The organism is Corynebacterium sp. c7Ub_26 (genome assembly GCF_053760365.1).
Map to the genome: position 1 here is coordinate 300,387 of NZ_JBSNBL010000003.1, position 16,215 is coordinate 316,601.

At 55.5% G+C, this 16,215-nt stretch carries 12 protein-coding genes; 5 read left to right on the top strand and 7 right to left on the bottom strand.

What is annotated here, in order from left to right:
* Window positions 1-32: 32 nt before the first annotated feature.
* On the bottom strand, window positions 33-1,796 hold the full coding sequence (locus tag ACWORE_RS07030; RefSeq protein ID WP_455303273.1) for a BCCT family transporter: 1,764 nt from the start codon (window positions 1,794-1,796) through the stop codon (window positions 33-35).
* A gap of 304 nt (window positions 1,797-2,100) precedes the next feature.
* On the opposite strand from ACWORE_RS07030, the gene ACWORE_RS07035 reads away from it, so the two are divergent.
* Window positions 2,101-4,143 carry a fructose-specific PTS transporter subunit EIIC gene (locus ACWORE_RS07035; RefSeq protein WP_455303361.1) on the top strand — a complete coding sequence of 681 codons (2,043 nt, stop codon included), beginning with the start codon at window positions 2,101-2,103 and terminating at the stop codon, window positions 4,141-4,143.
* 28 nt (window positions 4,144-4,171) lie between these two features.
* On the opposite strand, the gene ACWORE_RS07040 is transcribed toward ACWORE_RS07035, so the two are convergent.
* Together ACWORE_RS07040 and ACWORE_RS07045 are read right to left on the bottom strand one after the other, a co-directional pair.
* A complete protein-coding gene (locus tag ACWORE_RS07040; RefSeq protein ID WP_455303274.1) occupies window positions 4,172-5,923 on the bottom strand; it encodes a hypothetical protein in 1,752 nt (583 codons plus the stop codon).
* 214 nt (window positions 5,924-6,137) lie between these two features.
* Window positions 6,138-6,812, bottom strand: a complete 675-nt coding sequence (locus ACWORE_RS07045) for an LppP/LprE family lipoprotein (protein ID WP_406605424.1) — start codon at window positions 6,810-6,812, stop codon at window positions 6,138-6,140.
* A gap of 212 nt (window positions 6,813-7,024) precedes the next feature.
* Between ACWORE_RS07045 and ACWORE_RS07050 the strand changes: the two genes are divergently transcribed.
* The gene (locus tag ACWORE_RS07050; RefSeq protein WP_455303275.1) at window positions 7,025-8,812 is read left to right on the top strand and encodes a hypothetical protein; all 1,788 of its coding nucleotides are present in this window, start codon (window positions 7,025-7,027) and stop codon (window positions 8,810-8,812) included.
* A gap of 19 nt (window positions 8,813-8,831) precedes the next feature.
* Here ACWORE_RS07050 and ACWORE_RS07055 read toward each other — a convergent pair whose 3' ends face one another.
* Entirely contained in the window at window positions 8,832-10,481 is a 1,650-nt protein-coding gene (locus ACWORE_RS07055; protein ID WP_406606012.1) for a YeeE/YedE thiosulfate transporter family protein, read from the bottom strand.
* Between the two features lie 449 nt (window positions 10,482-10,930).
* Between ACWORE_RS07055 and ACWORE_RS07060 the strand changes: the two genes are divergently transcribed.
* Complete coding sequence (locus tag ACWORE_RS07060; RefSeq protein WP_455303276.1) at window positions 10,931-11,917, top strand: hypothetical protein; 987 nt, start codon at window positions 10,931-10,933, stop codon at window positions 11,915-11,917.
* Between the two features lie 261 nt (window positions 11,918-12,178).
* Here ACWORE_RS07060 and ACWORE_RS07065 read toward each other — a convergent pair whose 3' ends face one another.
* The 3 genes from ACWORE_RS07065 to trhO form a co-directional block, all read right to left on the bottom strand.
* A complete protein-coding gene (locus ACWORE_RS07065; RefSeq protein ID WP_455303277.1) occupies window positions 12,179-12,430 on the bottom strand; it encodes a trypsin-like serine protease in 252 nt (83 codons plus the stop codon).
* A gap of 10 nt (window positions 12,431-12,440) precedes the next feature.
* Entirely contained in the window at window positions 12,441-12,797 is a 357-nt protein-coding gene (locus tag ACWORE_RS07070; protein ID WP_455303278.1) for a trypsin-like serine protease, read from the bottom strand.
* Window positions 12,798-13,170: 373 nt separating this feature from the next.
* Window positions 13,171-14,061 (bottom strand): oxygen-dependent tRNA uridine(34) hydroxylase TrhO, encoded by an 891-nt coding sequence (gene trhO, locus ACWORE_RS07075; RefSeq protein WP_455303279.1) that lies wholly within the window; start codon window positions 14,059-14,061, stop codon window positions 13,171-13,173.
* 381 nt (window positions 14,062-14,442) lie between these two features.
* Between trhO and dhaK the strand changes: the two genes are divergently transcribed.
* Both dhaK and dhaL read left to right on the top strand, forming a co-directional pair.
* Window positions 14,443-15,447: a dihydroxyacetone kinase subunit DhaK gene (gene dhaK / locus ACWORE_RS07080; protein ID WP_455303280.1), complete on the top strand. Its 1,005-nt coding sequence runs from the start codon at window positions 14,443-14,445 to the stop codon at window positions 15,445-15,447.
* A gap of 50 nt (window positions 15,448-15,497) precedes the next feature.
* Entirely contained in the window at window positions 15,498-16,130 is a 633-nt protein-coding gene (gene dhaL, locus ACWORE_RS07085) for a dihydroxyacetone kinase subunit DhaL (RefSeq protein ID WP_406605417.1), read from the top strand.
* Window positions 16,131-16,215: the final 85 nt, after the last annotated feature.

Here is a 16,215-nt window from a genome sequence, read left to right on the forward strand (position 1 = left end):
GTGACCCCGGCGAGTTTGCGTTTTCGCCGGGGTTATCCGTTTTCGTTGTCGTCATCGCCCTCGGTGGTCGCACCTCGATGGTCGACGTACCAGTCCGTCAAGGACGGATCGTCGCTGCGGAATTCGGCACCCGCACCCTGCTCCGCCGGGACACGCGAGGTACCGAACACGAAATCATCCCCATACATGTCAATGCCGCGATGCACACCACGTGAAATGGCTTCGCGCGCGTAGGTGCGTCGAATCATGTACGGATCCTGACGTAGGTCCTTCGCCCAGGCAATCATGATCCCGATAACAATGAACACGAACGGGAACGCACTGGTCACCATGATCGATTGCAACCCCGACAGCGCATCTTGACCACCGGCCAGCAACAAGAAAATCGCGATGAGCCCAAGGGTAACGCCCCACATGATCGTGATCGGAGTGGACGGCAAAGCTCGACCCGACTGAGACATAGAGCCCACCACATTGGTGGCGGAATCAGCAGCCGTCGTAAAGAAGATCACGACCGCAATAAGAACGACGGTCGATGTTATGGGTGTCAAAGGAAGATTATCCAGCAGATCGAACATCACGTTTTCGCCCGAGCCTTTAACCTCAAGACCAGGGCCTTTCATATTCATCCACATCGCGGTGCCGCCATAAATCGTGTACCACGCGGTGGAAATCAGCGCGGGAACAAAAATCACCACGGTGGTGAATTGGCGCAGCGTTCGCCCTTTCGAACTTTTTGCAATAAACATTCCGACGAACGGCGACCATGACACCCACCACGCCCAATACATCGTGGTCCACGACGTCAAGAATTCCTTCTCGGCATCACCTTGGCTCGGCGAGATGGACATCATCGCCATGAAGTTTTGGAACAGCGCGTAAATAGACGTCGGGAAAAGATCCAGAATGAACAAGGTGGGGCCGGTGATTAATGCGAAAGCAGCCAATGCCACCACAATGATCATATTTGCGTTCGATAGCATCCGGATTCCGCGTTTAATTCCACTGACTGCAGAGAAAACAAACACCACAGTAAGGAGAACCATGGCTCCGATCAGGAAAGCGTTGCCGTGAATTTCTTTTCCTGTTAATAGCGACGTTCCTGTGCGGATTTGCAGGGCGCCGATACCGAGGGAAATCGCCGTCCCAAAGAGAGTGACAAGAACGGCGAAGATGTCAATAAATCCGCCCAGAATTTTGTGCGTCCCGTCGGGGAAAACAGGCTCGAAAATGGAGGAAATGAGTGGGAGGCGGCCGCGTCGGTACGACGAGTAGGCAATAGCACCGCCGACGAAGGCGTAAATCGCCCACGCCAGGCTGGCCTGGTGCAGGATCGTCGTGGACATCGACGGCAACACCGCGGCCATCGTGCCGGACTTGGCGTCGGTGGCCGGCGTCGGGGCGAGCAAATGCGTCAGGGGTTCCAGCGGTCCGTAGAAAATCAAGCCGATGCCGAGGCCCGCAGCAAAGAGCATGGCGATCCACGATCCGGTGGAATAATCCGGGCGAGAATCGTCGGCACCCAGTTTGATGTTCCCGGTGGGACCGTACCCGACGATCAGCATGAAAAGAAGGACCGCGATCATGAGGCCGCCCAGCAGCCATGCAAAGTGAGTGGTGATCCATTCTTGCATGTCAGCGCCGACGACGCTGATGCCAGGGATGAGGCCGGGGTGGAGCCGAGGTTCTGGGTTAACGGCTCGCTTGAGCGCCTGGCCGACCTGTTGCGGTGTTCCGCGGCGAGAATGTGAGAAACCGGGCTTTTCCGGCGGGGAGCTATGGGATGAGGCTGGCACAGCGTGAGCCCTTCGTAGTTCGACGGAGGTGTAACCCTCCCTTGCCATCTAATAACGGTATAGGTATCGACGCCTTAAGTCAGTTTTTCTACTTGATATACCTCTCACGTGAAGCCGGCTTTCACAAACTAGGGTCGTTCCCATGAGCACAGATGGAAATAGGGAGCCGTCATTAGGGGGAACAGCCGCCGTTGACGGGAACACCGTTAACAGGAGCAGCGCCGTTGACGGGGAGAACCCCACGGTCGCGGGGTCAACGGTCCTGGCAATTACTGCATGTCCGACGGGTATTGCGCACACGTATATGGCCGCGGAGAAGCTCGAGGCCGCGGCCAAGGAGGCCGGTGCGACGATCAAGGTGGAAACTCACGGCTCGATCGGCGTCGATAATGCTTTTTCTCATGCGGATATTGCGACGGCGGATGCCGTGATTATTGCGGCGGATATTGCGATTGACAAAGAGCGGTTTGTGAATAAACGGCTGGTCACGACGGGTGTTGATGCTGCAATCAGCCATCCTGATAATCTTCTTCGGCGCGCACTGGTCGCTCCACAGTGGGGGCAGCATGGCAAGGGGAACCTGGGTGGCGACGGTGACCGTGGCGCGGGCGCCGGTGGGGGAGCCTCCGGGGGCTCCTCCCCTGACGCCGATGGAACGTCGATGAACGGATCAGCGAGCGGTGAATCATTGAACCCTGCGACGGTGATCTACCGAGCCTTGATGGCTGGGGTATCTCGCATGATCCCCTTCGTGGTGACGGGTGGGCTGCTCATCGCCGTGGCGCTGTCCTTGGGTGGCCACCCGACATCGGAAGGTATGCAAATACCAAAAAATAGCTTTTGGTACGACATTAATCAGCTGGGCACATTAGCGTTCAGCCTGATGGTGCCGGTGTTATCGGCCTATATCGCGGAAGGAATTGCGGACCGGTCCGCGTTGGCGCCCGGTTTTATTACCGGTATGGTCGCTGTGACCGGTTCACTGTATGGCTCCGAGGCGGGCACTGGATTTATTGGTGGCATTGTCACGGGTATTTTGTCCGGTTACGTAGCATTGGCTATTCGAAAGATTCCCGTTAATAAGTATGTGGCCCCTATTTGGCCGATTATTGTCATTCCGATTGTAACCACGCTCATTGTCGGCCTGCTTGTTATTTATGTCATCGGCGCACCAATTGCATCACTTTTCGACGCCCTGACGCACTGGCTATCCAGCATGAATGGGACGTCGTCTGTGGTGCTGGGCGCCATCTTGGGCGCAATGATCGCTTTTGACATGGGCGGTCCGTTCAATAAAACGGCGTTTCTTTTCGGCGGCGGTTTAATTGCTGCCGGTAATGCTGCACCGATGGGGATGAACGCGGCGGCTATTGCGGTCCCGCCGCTGGCAATGGGCGTTATTACTTTTATTCGCCGACAATGGTTTACTAAGCCTGAAAAAGATGCTGGCATAGCTGCCCTAATCATGGGATGTTTCGGTATTACCGAGGGCGCTATTCCTTTTGCAGCGGCTCGCCCGTTTCAGGTTATTCCGGCCAATGTTATTGGTGGAGCCGTGGCCGGTGCGCTCGCCGGTTTATGGGGTGTGAAAGATAACGTCATGCACGGCGGGCCGATTGTTGCCGTGCTGGGGGCTATCGACGGCGTTGTGTGGTTCTTCATCGCCGTGCTCGCTGGTATCGCGACGACGGTCGCCGTCATGATGGGGCTGACGCGCATAAGTATGTCCCGGAGTAAGAATTCACCGAGGACAACGCCCCGTTCGAGTGCTGCTGGTGCTGATGCTTCTACTGATGCTTCTAACCCGCAGAACACTGGCGCTGTTACCAGCGCTGAACCTGCCGGGGCTGTTTCCGACACCAAGCGCGCTGGGGAGCCAGATGCTCCTCACCTTATCGACGAAACACTCGTTGTCCTGGACGATAACGCCCCTTCTGGGGACCGCGAAAACGTCATTCGCGGTTTGATAGACCACGCAGTCACGGCCGGCCGAATTACCGATGGTGAAGCAGTGATCCAGGCAGCGCTGGCTCGCGAGGAACAATCTACGACGGCGGTGGGAAATGAAGTGGCCATTCCTCATGCGCGGGTAGCTGGCGTCGCAACGCCGACGGTGTTGTTCGCCCGGATTCCGGGCGATGGCGTCGACTGGAACAGCCCGGATAACACGACCGTACGTTTTGTGCTCCTCATTGCCGTTCCTGAAGGGGCGAATAAGAAACACATGAAGATTCTCGCCCAGCTAGCGCGTGCCCTGATGAGAGACAATTTCCGCACTCGCCTCCGCGAAGCGACAACGCGCGCTGAGATAGTCGACGCTGTTCAGGAGGCCGTGGGAAACCTATAAGCACCTAACAGTGAGGACGGATCCGGTTTTATTCCACTGAATTAAGCGTTGCCACGGCCCCAGGAGCCGGTACCGCCACATCTTTCACTGGTGAATTAATAATCTGGAATTCACTCGGCGTGACCCGCGCAAATACTTGGTGCGGGTCTTCGCCCTTGAGATATGTGTCCAGAAAACTCTTCAACTCGGGGTCATGTTCTGCGGCCTGCTTGGTTTCCTGCGGGACACGTAGTGCTGCCACGTAATTTCGTGGGATCCCTTCAACCAATCCGGCAGGTCTGCTTCCGAATTCTCCTTCACCTGGCAGCACACGCTGCGATAAAGGAGTTCCCAGGCGACCATCGACGGTCTCTAGGAGCAGCGGATACTTCTTACCATTAACCGTTACGGTGATGTCATGTTTCTCACCTGCGTAGGCGAAGTGATCGATGCTTAATGACGCATTGTCGGTTACTTTCCCCTCGTAACTAAAGGCTGATTCGTCCGCCAATGTATCTGTGCTTCGATCGGTGGAAGAATTTTCAAGTTTCTTCCCCTCTAGCGGTAAGTGAGTTGCGGTGAAAGCCCAGTTTTTAGCGGCCAGAGCCTTATGCCAATAACCCGATTCACCATCGGAATTCGCGCCCTCTACCCTGAGTTCGCGGTTCGTCGAGCCAGGCGCCGTCGTGTGAATAGAAATCCTGCTCGTGATTGTGCCAGGAATTTTTGGCTGGGGAGTCCACTCTTGCCCTTCAATCGCTATCGGCGCTGTATTGTTATCCAATCGCTGTTGAAGGGCATTAGTTGCCGACGAGCGCTCGTCCGGATTGTTGGGGTCGTTCCATTGGTAGCGGAATTGAGCTGGGTCGGCACCGCGAACGTCATAGTCGGACAACTTCGTATACATATCACCGTATTTATTGGTAATAAAGATGACCGATCCTGATGCCGACACGGATTCGGCCTGGAAACGCGAATTAAATGGCGTACCGATTTCATAGGAATAGTCACGCGCAAGCCACGGATCAAGGCTGTAAAGATGCGATCCATCTTGGCCGAGTGCGACTACTTGGGTGACTTTGGCATACGAGATTGGCTGTTCTTTACCATCGGGCGTGGAATATGTTTTATCCACATTGTTGTCGATCAGAGTAAACGACCATTTCCCTTCCTCAGTGGTGGGCGATTGCAATCCTTTGCCCAACCACACGGGCCCTCCCCAGGCCCTGATCCAACCCCATCGTGCCGGGCTCGAAAGCAAATTACTCAGCGTGTACATCCAGCCATCTTTATCCAGCGCGATGAGAGAATCACCGTTGATGGACATGCTGACAATGTTTCCATCTAAGCAATCGGGAGTCGAAAGATGTCGCCACTGCTCTTCCCCTCGATGACGAACCATCAATGATCCCTCATGAAGGGCAACATCAATTTTTTCGTTGAAACCTTGATGATTGTCTCGTAAGTCAATGCGTTCCGGCAGATCTTCATTATTTGCGACGGGTAAAGCATCATAACCATCATCACCGAAATCAGGCGCAACCAGCCCTAGAGGAAACTGCCCATTCCCTTTACCGATATCGCCGAGATAAGGGACGCACGTTGCATTCGGCTGTGCAGACGCCGGAATATCAGGCTGCGGAGAATCACTGGGCGCACCATTGGCGACGGCAACGCTAGCCAGTGGAATAGAGAGCGTAACAATAGCGGCGGAAATTAAACGTGAATGCGACGACTTACGTACATGCCGCGATTTATGAGCGTATGGGAAATGCCGTCGGACGTTGTTTCGGTGGTGCATGACAACCCGCCTTTGTTTCAGGTGTGCGAAAAAGCGGCGGTAGTTGAGCCCAATGTTTGGGGATTATTGACCGCCGAATACAGCTCTGCTGTTTAAAATCTTAGTTTCTGTGACGGTTTTGCAGCGGTCAATAGATGTCTAGATCAATAACGCGATCCCCCGACTTACCCCCGGACGTAATTACGTGTAACGCCCAGGAGGTTTCACACACGACTTAGTCTGGCGGTAACTCACCTTCCATAACGACGGATTCGGATTGATCATCCCAGCGGAACATGGCAACTGATCGTCCCGTTGGCGCTGCCTGAGGCTCCCCTGGTTTCGGCCATTCCCAGGTGACATTGATCGTTGAATCATCAATGCGCCGGATATACGGCGGGTTTGTCGGCTTCTGAGACACAGTTTTTATGAACCGGCCATTGTGGAACAGCATGACCTGTGTAGGAGGATTGCCGTCACCAATATACGTGGGAACTAATGATGTCCATGACAATGGAGCGCATGGTTGGTTTTCAGAGAAAGAGGAAGAACCAATGTCCCATTGCCCCCACTCAGGTGGTGGAAGCTCGGCCGCGTGGGTTTGAAATTCCTGTATCGCGGTAATTTGGGTGCAACTTTCCTGATCTTTTCGCTGCTGTGCAGCAGTTTTGCCGTTGCTATCTTCCGCCTCCGCCGCATCTTGCTCGTCAGATTCCGCGACGTCACTACTACTGTCCTCTGATGTTGCCGTGCTTTCAGAACTCGGAGTAGCGGTGGAAGACTTCGTTACCACGGACGTCGGCTGATTAGTGGCCTGCGAGTTGTCGTTATCACCACCCTGGTTGCATCCAGCTAGCACGACCACGCTAGCTAATAACGCAATGCCCTTGACTGCGTGTGACGATGACACTTTCATGCTCTTCGACCTCTCATCACCGCATGGTGGAATTAAATGCGTACTGAAATTGAATACGCACTTCCTAGCATAAGTGAAGCCCCCATTGTCGACATCACAAACAGTTGACAAGCGAATAACAAAATACTTTCTTTTAGGACACTTATGCAGAATGTAATGCCAACAACCCTCCTCAACGTTTTAATAAATAAAGGAGGCTGAAAAATATGAACGAACAGCAATGGGGACAAGAACACCGCGACGAAGCGTGGGGAGACAACGCGAATCAGAACGGTAACAATCCCCAGGACAATAATGGACCCAACGACCAGAACAACGTGCCGAATGGGCAAACCACTCAGAACAATGGGCAGTGGGGTGCTGGGACGCAGGGGGATGCACAACCCACGACGGCCTTTCCTCCTCAAGGCTTTAATGGGCCACGAGGTTTTAACGGACCACCACCCAATGGCCAATTCAACTATCCTCCAACGCCCGGTAATCAACCATGGCCCGGGAATCAACCCCAGCCTGTCAACCAGCCCTGGCCGGGGAACCAAGCACAGTACGGAAATCAGCCGTGGGCTAGTAACCAACCTGGATCTGGACCGGTCGAATATCCCGGTGCGTTAAATCAGCCTTGGCCTGGGAATCAACCACAGTTCGTTCATCAACCACAGCAGGGGAACCAGCCCTGGCCACCTAATCAACCGTGGTCCGGAAACCAACCCCCGCAACCTGTAGAGTCTCCACAAGAACCACCACAGCAAGGTCCACAGCCGACGCCACGGACGGGTGCAGAAAACAAGCGTCGCTCTCAATTCCCACGCCCGTCGATCGAACGTCTTACGTCAGAAGGCCAGTCCGGCTGGGGACCCCACCACTCCTCCGACGGAGGAGCTAGCGGATCAATCGGTCCACACCAACCAGCACCGCATCATCCCGTCAGCCCCAACTATGACGGAGGAGCATCGGCAGCAGGTACACCACCCGGCGGGCATGGCACTATCACCGGGCCTCACCCTTCAGCACCTGATCCAATGAGTGGCTCGCAAGCTTTCACCGCAGGACCACCAGATCCGATAAGTGGCTCTCACGCGATTACAGCGGGCGGAAGCAAAGTCGCTGCGGGTGGAGCCAGTAAAAGCGGAGCCGCTGGCATCTTGACATCAACAAAAGGCATCGTCGGAGCGGCAATCCTTGGCGGTGGCGCGGTGGTGGGTGGTGGCGTGGCCTACAACCACTACACCACCAATGACGATTCCAGTGAACCAACAACGTACACACATCTCTTTGACGATATGTCCATCGGAAAAGATGTTCTCGGCGGTGGTGATGGGGTGGGTTTCCGCCTCGCTGACACCAATTTCAATTGCTATATCGCCTTTTCCGCGAACATGATGGACACATTAAGCTGCTACCAACCCGGAAAACCTGATCCCGATCGCAGTACAGAATCGGCACCGAATTCTGACCAAAAGTTCGTTTATTCTCATCAGGAATTCAAGACCGACAGTGACTTCTCCAACGATGGCGGGGTTCTCCACCCTGGAGAAAAAGCCCCATTCGGTGACACCGTATGCGGAGTATTTGAGGATAAAAAAGCAACATGCATCATCGATAATAACCGCGTCGACTTTACAGATAAGGGCTACACCATTATCAAGCGTAGAGGTGATGGCACAGGCGTCACCGGATCCAAATGTGGCGACGTCAACGTGGACCTCGACAGATATCATTACGGAACCGTAAAAGCACCCGTACTCGTCCACCAAGGTGATGTGGATTGTTCACACGCTCTTGAAGCAATGCAGGACTATGTTGATACCAAGGATTTTGGAGGCTCCTCAGACGATAAAGAAGATTCAACTGGCTTAGATGACAACGGTTGGACGTGTGAGCCCACACATAATTCATACAGCGAAGAACCAGCGCCAAATGCAGTCCCCGGCGCCTTCCTATGCAAAGACGGTGAAGGAAAGATTGTTTATACGCCGCGAGAGTATTACCTCTAAAGGCTAAATCACTATCGACTTATCCTTTCCGCACACTAATGGTCCATCCGGCGTCGTCGGTGGCCTCGAAGTTCGTGACCTCGTGGCCATCGGTCGCCGCCCATCGCGGGATAGCGTGCGTCGCCTGGGTGCAATCGAAGTCGATGACCAGCTCATCTCCGCTGGAGAGCTGCTGCATCGCGTTCTTCGCTTCAATCAACGGGAACGGGCACACCGCACCCAACGTATCCAGGGCAAATCGTCGTTCACCGACGCGGCGTAAACCACCGCGAAACTTTCGGCCCGTGCCGTCAGCGGCATCACACCCATCGACGCCACCATCAGCCGGGCGCTCGAGCACAGACACCGCCGGTAAGCCAACGGCTGTCGCGAATCCTCCGGCATTCAATTCGGAATCGGCGGCAGAACCACCACCCGCAGAGGCGCCCACTAAAACAGGCTCGCGTTCCACATTCTGACGATCATCAGACTCTGCCAACACTGCACTGCGCTCGACTCCACTAGTCTCAGGCGTCAAGCCGTCGATACCGGGTTCAGGCGCTAATTCGGCGTCGGGAACAACAGCCAAGTCGCCAACGCTAGCCGCGCGGGTGGCGTCGGCAGTAAATGGGGACAAAGTGTAACCGTCCGGATCTTGAGAGTTGATCGGCTCGGCAGGCTTCAGCCACAGCTTCGCGGCGAACCCCACCCCCAACGCGATGAACAGCAAAGCAACCCAACCTTGGTAGCTAAACAGCGACGTCTGCACCATGCCGTTTCCGACCGTGCAGCCACCCGCCCACGCAGCGCCGACGCCCATCAACACACCGCCGGCGACCGACCGCACCGACTGGGTTCCCGACGGAACTCGCACGCGGAACTCCCCCGACAACTTCGCCGCCAGGTACGACCCGATCAGGATGCCAAGCACAAGGAGGGCTCCCCAGTTGATACGGGTCGCGTCACCCGTCGTCACGAAACGAACCAGGTCTGAGCTAGGTGTTGTGATTCCCAAACCATCGTTGCGGCCCGTCGCAGCAGAAAGAGGCCATGCGATGACGCCGAGCACACCGACGATCGCCCCCGTTGTGTACACGTGCCAGGGCTTTTCCGCCAACAGGTGCGCGAGGCCCGTCTTCTTCGCCGCGAGCTGAGCGATTTTCGGCTGAGCTGCCTCGACACGAACAAACTTCGCGACGAGGAACGCGGTCAACAGGGCTAGCGGGAGGGCCAAAGCCCACGTCGACACCCCTAGTGACTGCTGAATAGTGGTGAGCGGAACCGTGTATTCGCGAAGTGCACTGTTGATCCCCTGCAGCGCGCCCGCTTTCATCGCGGCGGCCGACAAACCATACGTGAGCAGCGCAATCCAGGAGCCGACGAGCCCTTCACCCGAGCGGTACCACGTTCCCGACGCGCACCCGCCGGCCAACACAATGCCGACGCCGAAGAGGAAGCCTCCGATGACGACGGCGAAGGGGGCGAAATCGTCGACCTCCGGGGTGATGGCCCCCAGCGAGGTTAGTGCGGCTAAGCCGACCGCGTGGACGGCGATCACGACGAGAAGCGCCACGAATCCGCGCCATGTTTTCAACGTGAAGATGTCACGCAGCATACCGGTGACACAAAAGCGACCCCTTTGCATGACGTAACCGAGGACCGTTCCAAGCACGAGACCGGTAATAAGCATGGCAACCTTTCCGCTTGAAGGGCGACGCTTGATGAGTGCCACCTGATGGAGGACATCTGTCCTACGTAACGACTGTCACACGTGGCGGCCACCGAAGTGGACACCATCATGTTCGTGCTTAGATTAGCCCAAAATAGACCGCTCTGTCTATAGTTTTGTGTAGATCTTTTACAGCGGGAGTGAACGGAGAGATTTCCAGCGTGTGCCAGAGCTCATGAGACGGCACGTGTGAAAGCGCATGAGAGCCCGGGACGGGTGTGTTTACCTTACCGTTCCCCACAAAAACGGGTACGTAACACAGACTTGCGCCGTGGGAAATAAAGAGTGGGCTTCACGTCCGCTTTACTAGAAGAGTGCAAACCTGATGAGGTCAGCACGCTGAAATTGAATCCACAACTAACTAGTCCCTAGCTAAGTAGCCTTTCTACCCCACCGAACACGGACTCACCATGAGCGAGGAATCAGGAGAACAACCACACAATGACCCCGAGACCACCCAGTTTCCGCCCAATAACCCCGAGGACACGTGGAACCATGCGGGTGGGCAGAACAACGAGACAAGGCAATTTCCGCCAGTGAACAACCCGAACTCCCAACAGGGGCAAACACAGGGGCAAGGCACCCCCGGATTTACTAATCAACCACCCAACCAACCCCAATGGGGACAACCGCCGACATCACAACCACCAACACCAAACCAAGGGTTTCCTCAAGGCGGATTCCCTCAAAACGAAAATGTTCCAAGTGGGAATACTTACGGCGGAAACGGAAGCACCGTCGTTTCCGCAAACACAAAACCTAACCGCATTGGCGCGAAAGGCGTCGCCAGTATTGTTGGCATACTCGTGTTGCTCGGTGGAGCGATTGGTGGAGCGAGTTACGTGTGGTCCAACCACCGCAATGGACAGGACAACAATGGAGCAGCGCTCGCCACTTCGGTAACGCAGTCTCAAGTGGCGTCCCCGTCGGCTAACTCCACCACTGGGCAGGAAACCACGGAACCTACCCGAAATAACGCCGCGATCAATCCCACCGTCAATAACGACGACACAACGGCGGACACAACCGAAGAAAGCGACGACTCTGACAGCTCAAGTAACAACTCGAATAGCAGTTCAGCAGGAGAATGCGATTCCCCAGGGGCTGACGGGAAAACTTACCAGATAGTAGTAGAAAAAGGCGATATTGAGTGCGCCGATGCTCAAGAAGTGCTCAAGCGCTACGACGAGGCCCCCCAAGGCGATGGAGGCCGGGATGGAGAGCGCAGCGGCAATTTCCAATTCTGGGATTCCGCCACCGACGATTGGAGCTGCGTTTCACCCACGTATGCCACCGCAAAAAGAGAAAACCGCGCCACTAGCTGTGGCAATGAAGAGTTAGGAGCCTCATTCTTCATTCCCTTAAACGCCATCGACGACGAGGAAGACCGCGACTAAACCAACGAAGCTCTAGTGGCTACGACCGGCCGCCCCCCCAAGAGCCGTCGATGGCCATCGCCGGTAAATGATGGGACAAATCCAGGAACGAACAATCGCTAGTCATTACCCCGCCGCTAGCACCGGCAACTGTTACTAGCGAAAGCAAAAAGGTCATCAGTGCGTCTCAGCAAAAGACTGTACTAATGACCTATCAGCAACAAAGGTCTATCGGGCCCGATGACCTACTAGGCCGAATGATCTATCGGTCCTATTAACCGATCACGGCCAGCTCTGGGTGAAGATGGTGCCGTAAATCCACGGGAGGAACTGATCAACCTTCGTGTAGTTCGCCATCGTCCGCCCCTCAGCATCCTTACCGCTCGACGAGCACAAGACGCCATAAAGCACCGGGCCGATGTGGAATGCTCCACCGGAGTCGCCATGCTCCTGGTGGCCAATGATGGATTTCGTCTCGAACATGTCCGCATTGCCTGGGCGCGGCCCGCGCGTCGGACCCGAAACGAAAGCCAAGCCTTGTTTCTCAGGGAAGCGGGCGACCCCACCCAGTGAACTGCCCAGGCTGATTTGGCACGGGGCCGGGTGACGGCAACATAATGGGACGAACCCCCATCGAAACATCAGTGCGAACCAGAGCAACATCAGCCCCGCCTGGTTCACGAACCACTCGGTCGACGTTGAGTGTTTGCTGAGCTCGCTCACCAATCTTCACGTGACCACCTGGACCTTTGCTGTTACCCAAACAATGTGCCGCAGTAATTACCCAGCGATCCGATAAAACGGAACCACTACACACACCACCAATAAGAACTTCAGCGGACCACGGTTCAAAAACAGCATCGTAGCCATCAGCTACCGCATTTGCCGATGGCGCTGCCACTGTTGTACCAACAACACACGCTGCAGCACATGCTAAAGCGCTTAGCACTTTTCTGATCTTCAATTTTCTACCTATCACTGATCTACACGAAAGAAAACAAAGGGAAACGTGGGAACTCACGCTCTCACTCCGATATATCTACTTCGGCTCCCATTGCATTAAATCATCTACATATGACGTCTGACAAGTCGGTTGCAGTGCGACGATGCCGCTACCGGAGGAAGTTAACACTTTTATCAACTATGCACAGGTTCAGTACGGAGGTACTCCGGAGATCAATCTCACAGAGCGAGAAAAGTAGAATAAGAAAACGCTATTTCAGCAATCGCTTTGACCTCAAAAACGGTTAATATTCATAGCACGGACTGGAAAATCACACTAAAGCTGGTTCACATTCGCCACAATATTTATGCTTATGAGCAGACGTACATTCGTCACACCGCAAGAACAATTTCCGGCACTTATCATTCGCACAATTCACGAATTGTGCCGTCGATTTCCCGCATTCAACACAACGGCCTAACGATTCCGCACCATCACCAAATTCCATATGCATTCTCTTATCAAAGACATAAAGAGAACCATCCCAATACCCATCGTTTCCGTACGCTTCCCCATAACGCACAATCCCTCCGTCCAGCTGATAGACCTCTTGGAAGCCACGGTTCTTCATGAGCACTGATAAAACCTCGCACCGTATACCACCCGTGCAATACGTCACTACCGGCCGCTTCTTCAAGTCGTCGTACTTGCCGGATTCAATCTCGCCCAAGAAATCGCGAGTTGTCGTCGTATTGGGAACCACAGCATCGCGAAACTTCCCTATTTCTGCCTCCATGGCATTGCGACCATCGAAAAACACCACCTCATCGCCACGCTCATCCATCAAACGATGAAGATCCTCTGGCCTTAGATGCGTGCCACCACCAACAACGCCCTCTTCATTGACTTTTAACTCGTCTACAGCGCCAAATGTGACTAACTCAGGGCGGACTTTCACGCTCAGGCGGGGGAAATCACCCCCATGACCCTCAGACCACTTAATATCGGCATTCTTAAAAGGCGCATAACTACGCGTTTCACGGCAATAACGTTTAACGTCGTTAAGTTCCCCGCCGAGCGTCGCGTTGATGCCATCTTTCGAAATGATCACCCGGCCCTTAAGATCCCACTTCTCAGCCAAGGCTTTCTGCCAGAGACGAATCGCTTCGGGGTCGGCTAATGGCGTGAACACATAAAACAGCACAATTTTTGGCATGGACATGCTGCTGATTCTAATAAGACACGTGTTAGACCAAAGAAAACGTTAGGCATCAACAGATCGCGACTCGTTCCAGCTCTTATTTCTACCGCCTATGCACCCCACTGTCGCAGACAGTGCACATCTTTTCGTCAGCGGTACACATTCCTGAACTCACCCATTGGAACCGCACAATCACACCGTGGAATGCGCCATTACTGCTGCATCATTACCTGTTTACCAAGGCTTCGTCGCACACCTGCCACGTCATCGTCGCCCGCGGAGACATCTATTTCGCGAGTAATCTAGGCCCACGAAGACTGCGCACCATCGACGCACTAAAACAGGAACTACAGAGCCACTCGATGGTGAAATAACCAGCACAAGCACCGAGGAGTCAGGTTTATGAAGAAGTTAATCAACGACCCGCATGACGTCGTCACCGAGAGTATCGAAGGGCTGGGCCTGGCGCACCCCGAGCTCGTCACGGTCAATCCCGACCCGCTGTTTGTCACCCGAAGTTCTGACAACACCAAAGAACAGGGCAAAGTGGGCGTCATTTCGGGTGGTGGCTCCGGGCACGAGCCTCTCCACGCGGGGTTCGTCGGTACCGGGATGCTCGATGCCGCCGTCCCTGGCCCCGTGTTCACGTCGCCAACACCCGACCCGATCCTCGACGCCGCGAAGAGCGCCGATAAGGGTGCCGGCGTGGTGTTCGTCGTCAAGAATTACACCGGTGACGTGCTCAATTTCGATACCGCTGCTGACCTGGCCGATATGGAGGACATTGAGGTCCGTCAGGTGATCGTGAACGACGACGTCGCCGTCGAGGATTCAACATTTACCGCTGGCCGACGCGGGGTGGCGGGCACTTTCTTGGTCGAGAAGATCACGGGTGCTGCGGCGGAGCGCGGATTGTCCCTCGACGAGGTCGAACGCGTTGCGCAGAGCGCCATTAATAATGTGCGGTCGATGGGGGTGGCGCTGACGTCCTGCACCGTGCCGCACGTCGGGAACCCGTCTTTCGATCTCGACGACAGTGAGATTGAGCTGGGTGTGGGCATTCATGGCGAGCCTGGCCGACGTCGCGTCCCCATGAGCAGCGCGGATGAGATCACGGATCAGCTGCTCGACCCGATTGTGGCGGATCTGGAGCTGAAGAAGTCCGACCGCATTATTGCCCTGGTCAACGGCATGGGTGGTACACCGCTGTCCGAGTTATACATCGTTTTCCGACGGGTAGCACAGCGGCTATCGGACCTCGGCGTCACTCTCGAGCGGTCCAATGTTGGGAACTTCGTCACCAGTCTGGAAATGCAGGGGGTGTCCGTCACACTGCTCCGCGTCGATGATGAACTGCTCTCCCTGTACGACGATCCCGCCGAGACGCCGGCATTCGTCAAGAAATAGACCAGAATAAAAACCGGGAATAAACGGAAATAAATCAGAGGAGGAACACAATGTCAGATTTGGATAAGGCATGGGCTGAACGGTGGATCCGCGGGTGCGCCGAGGCCGCGAGCGAGCACCGCGAGGAATTGATCGATCTAGACCGAGCTATTGGCGACGCTGACCACGGCGAAAATGTGGACCGCGGTTTCCAGGCCGTGGTGAAGAAGCTGGACGACGACCAACCCCAGGACATTGCGGGCATCTTTAAGCTCACCGCGAAGACGCTGATGTCGACGGTCGGCGGGGCGTCCGGGCCGCTGCTGGGCACGGCATTTATGTACGCGGCGAAGGCTGTGTCGGGTGATGCGCTGGACGCCGACGGTGTTGCTTCCGTGGTGGAGTCCGCAGTGGGCGGCGTCGAAAAGCGGGGTAAGGCTAACGAGGGTGAGAAAACCATGGTGGATGCCTGGGCTCCGGCAGCGCGGGCTGCACGGTCTGCTGCGGATGATGGGAAGAGTCCCGCCGAGGTGTTGCGCGCGGCTGCTGATGCTGCCAATGACGGCGCCGAGGCCACCGTGGACATGATTGCGACCAAGGGGCGCGCCTCCTACCTGGGAGAACGCTCTGTGGGGCACAAGGATCCCGGCGCGACGAGCTCCGCGTATTTCCTCGCCGAGGCCTCCAAAGCCGTGGATGCGTAGTGGGTTGCGCGATGAGCGAGGTGCTGCAGCGCCTCGAGGAGGAAGCTCGGAAACCGCGTGCGGCTGCTGGTGACGCGGCGGCTGC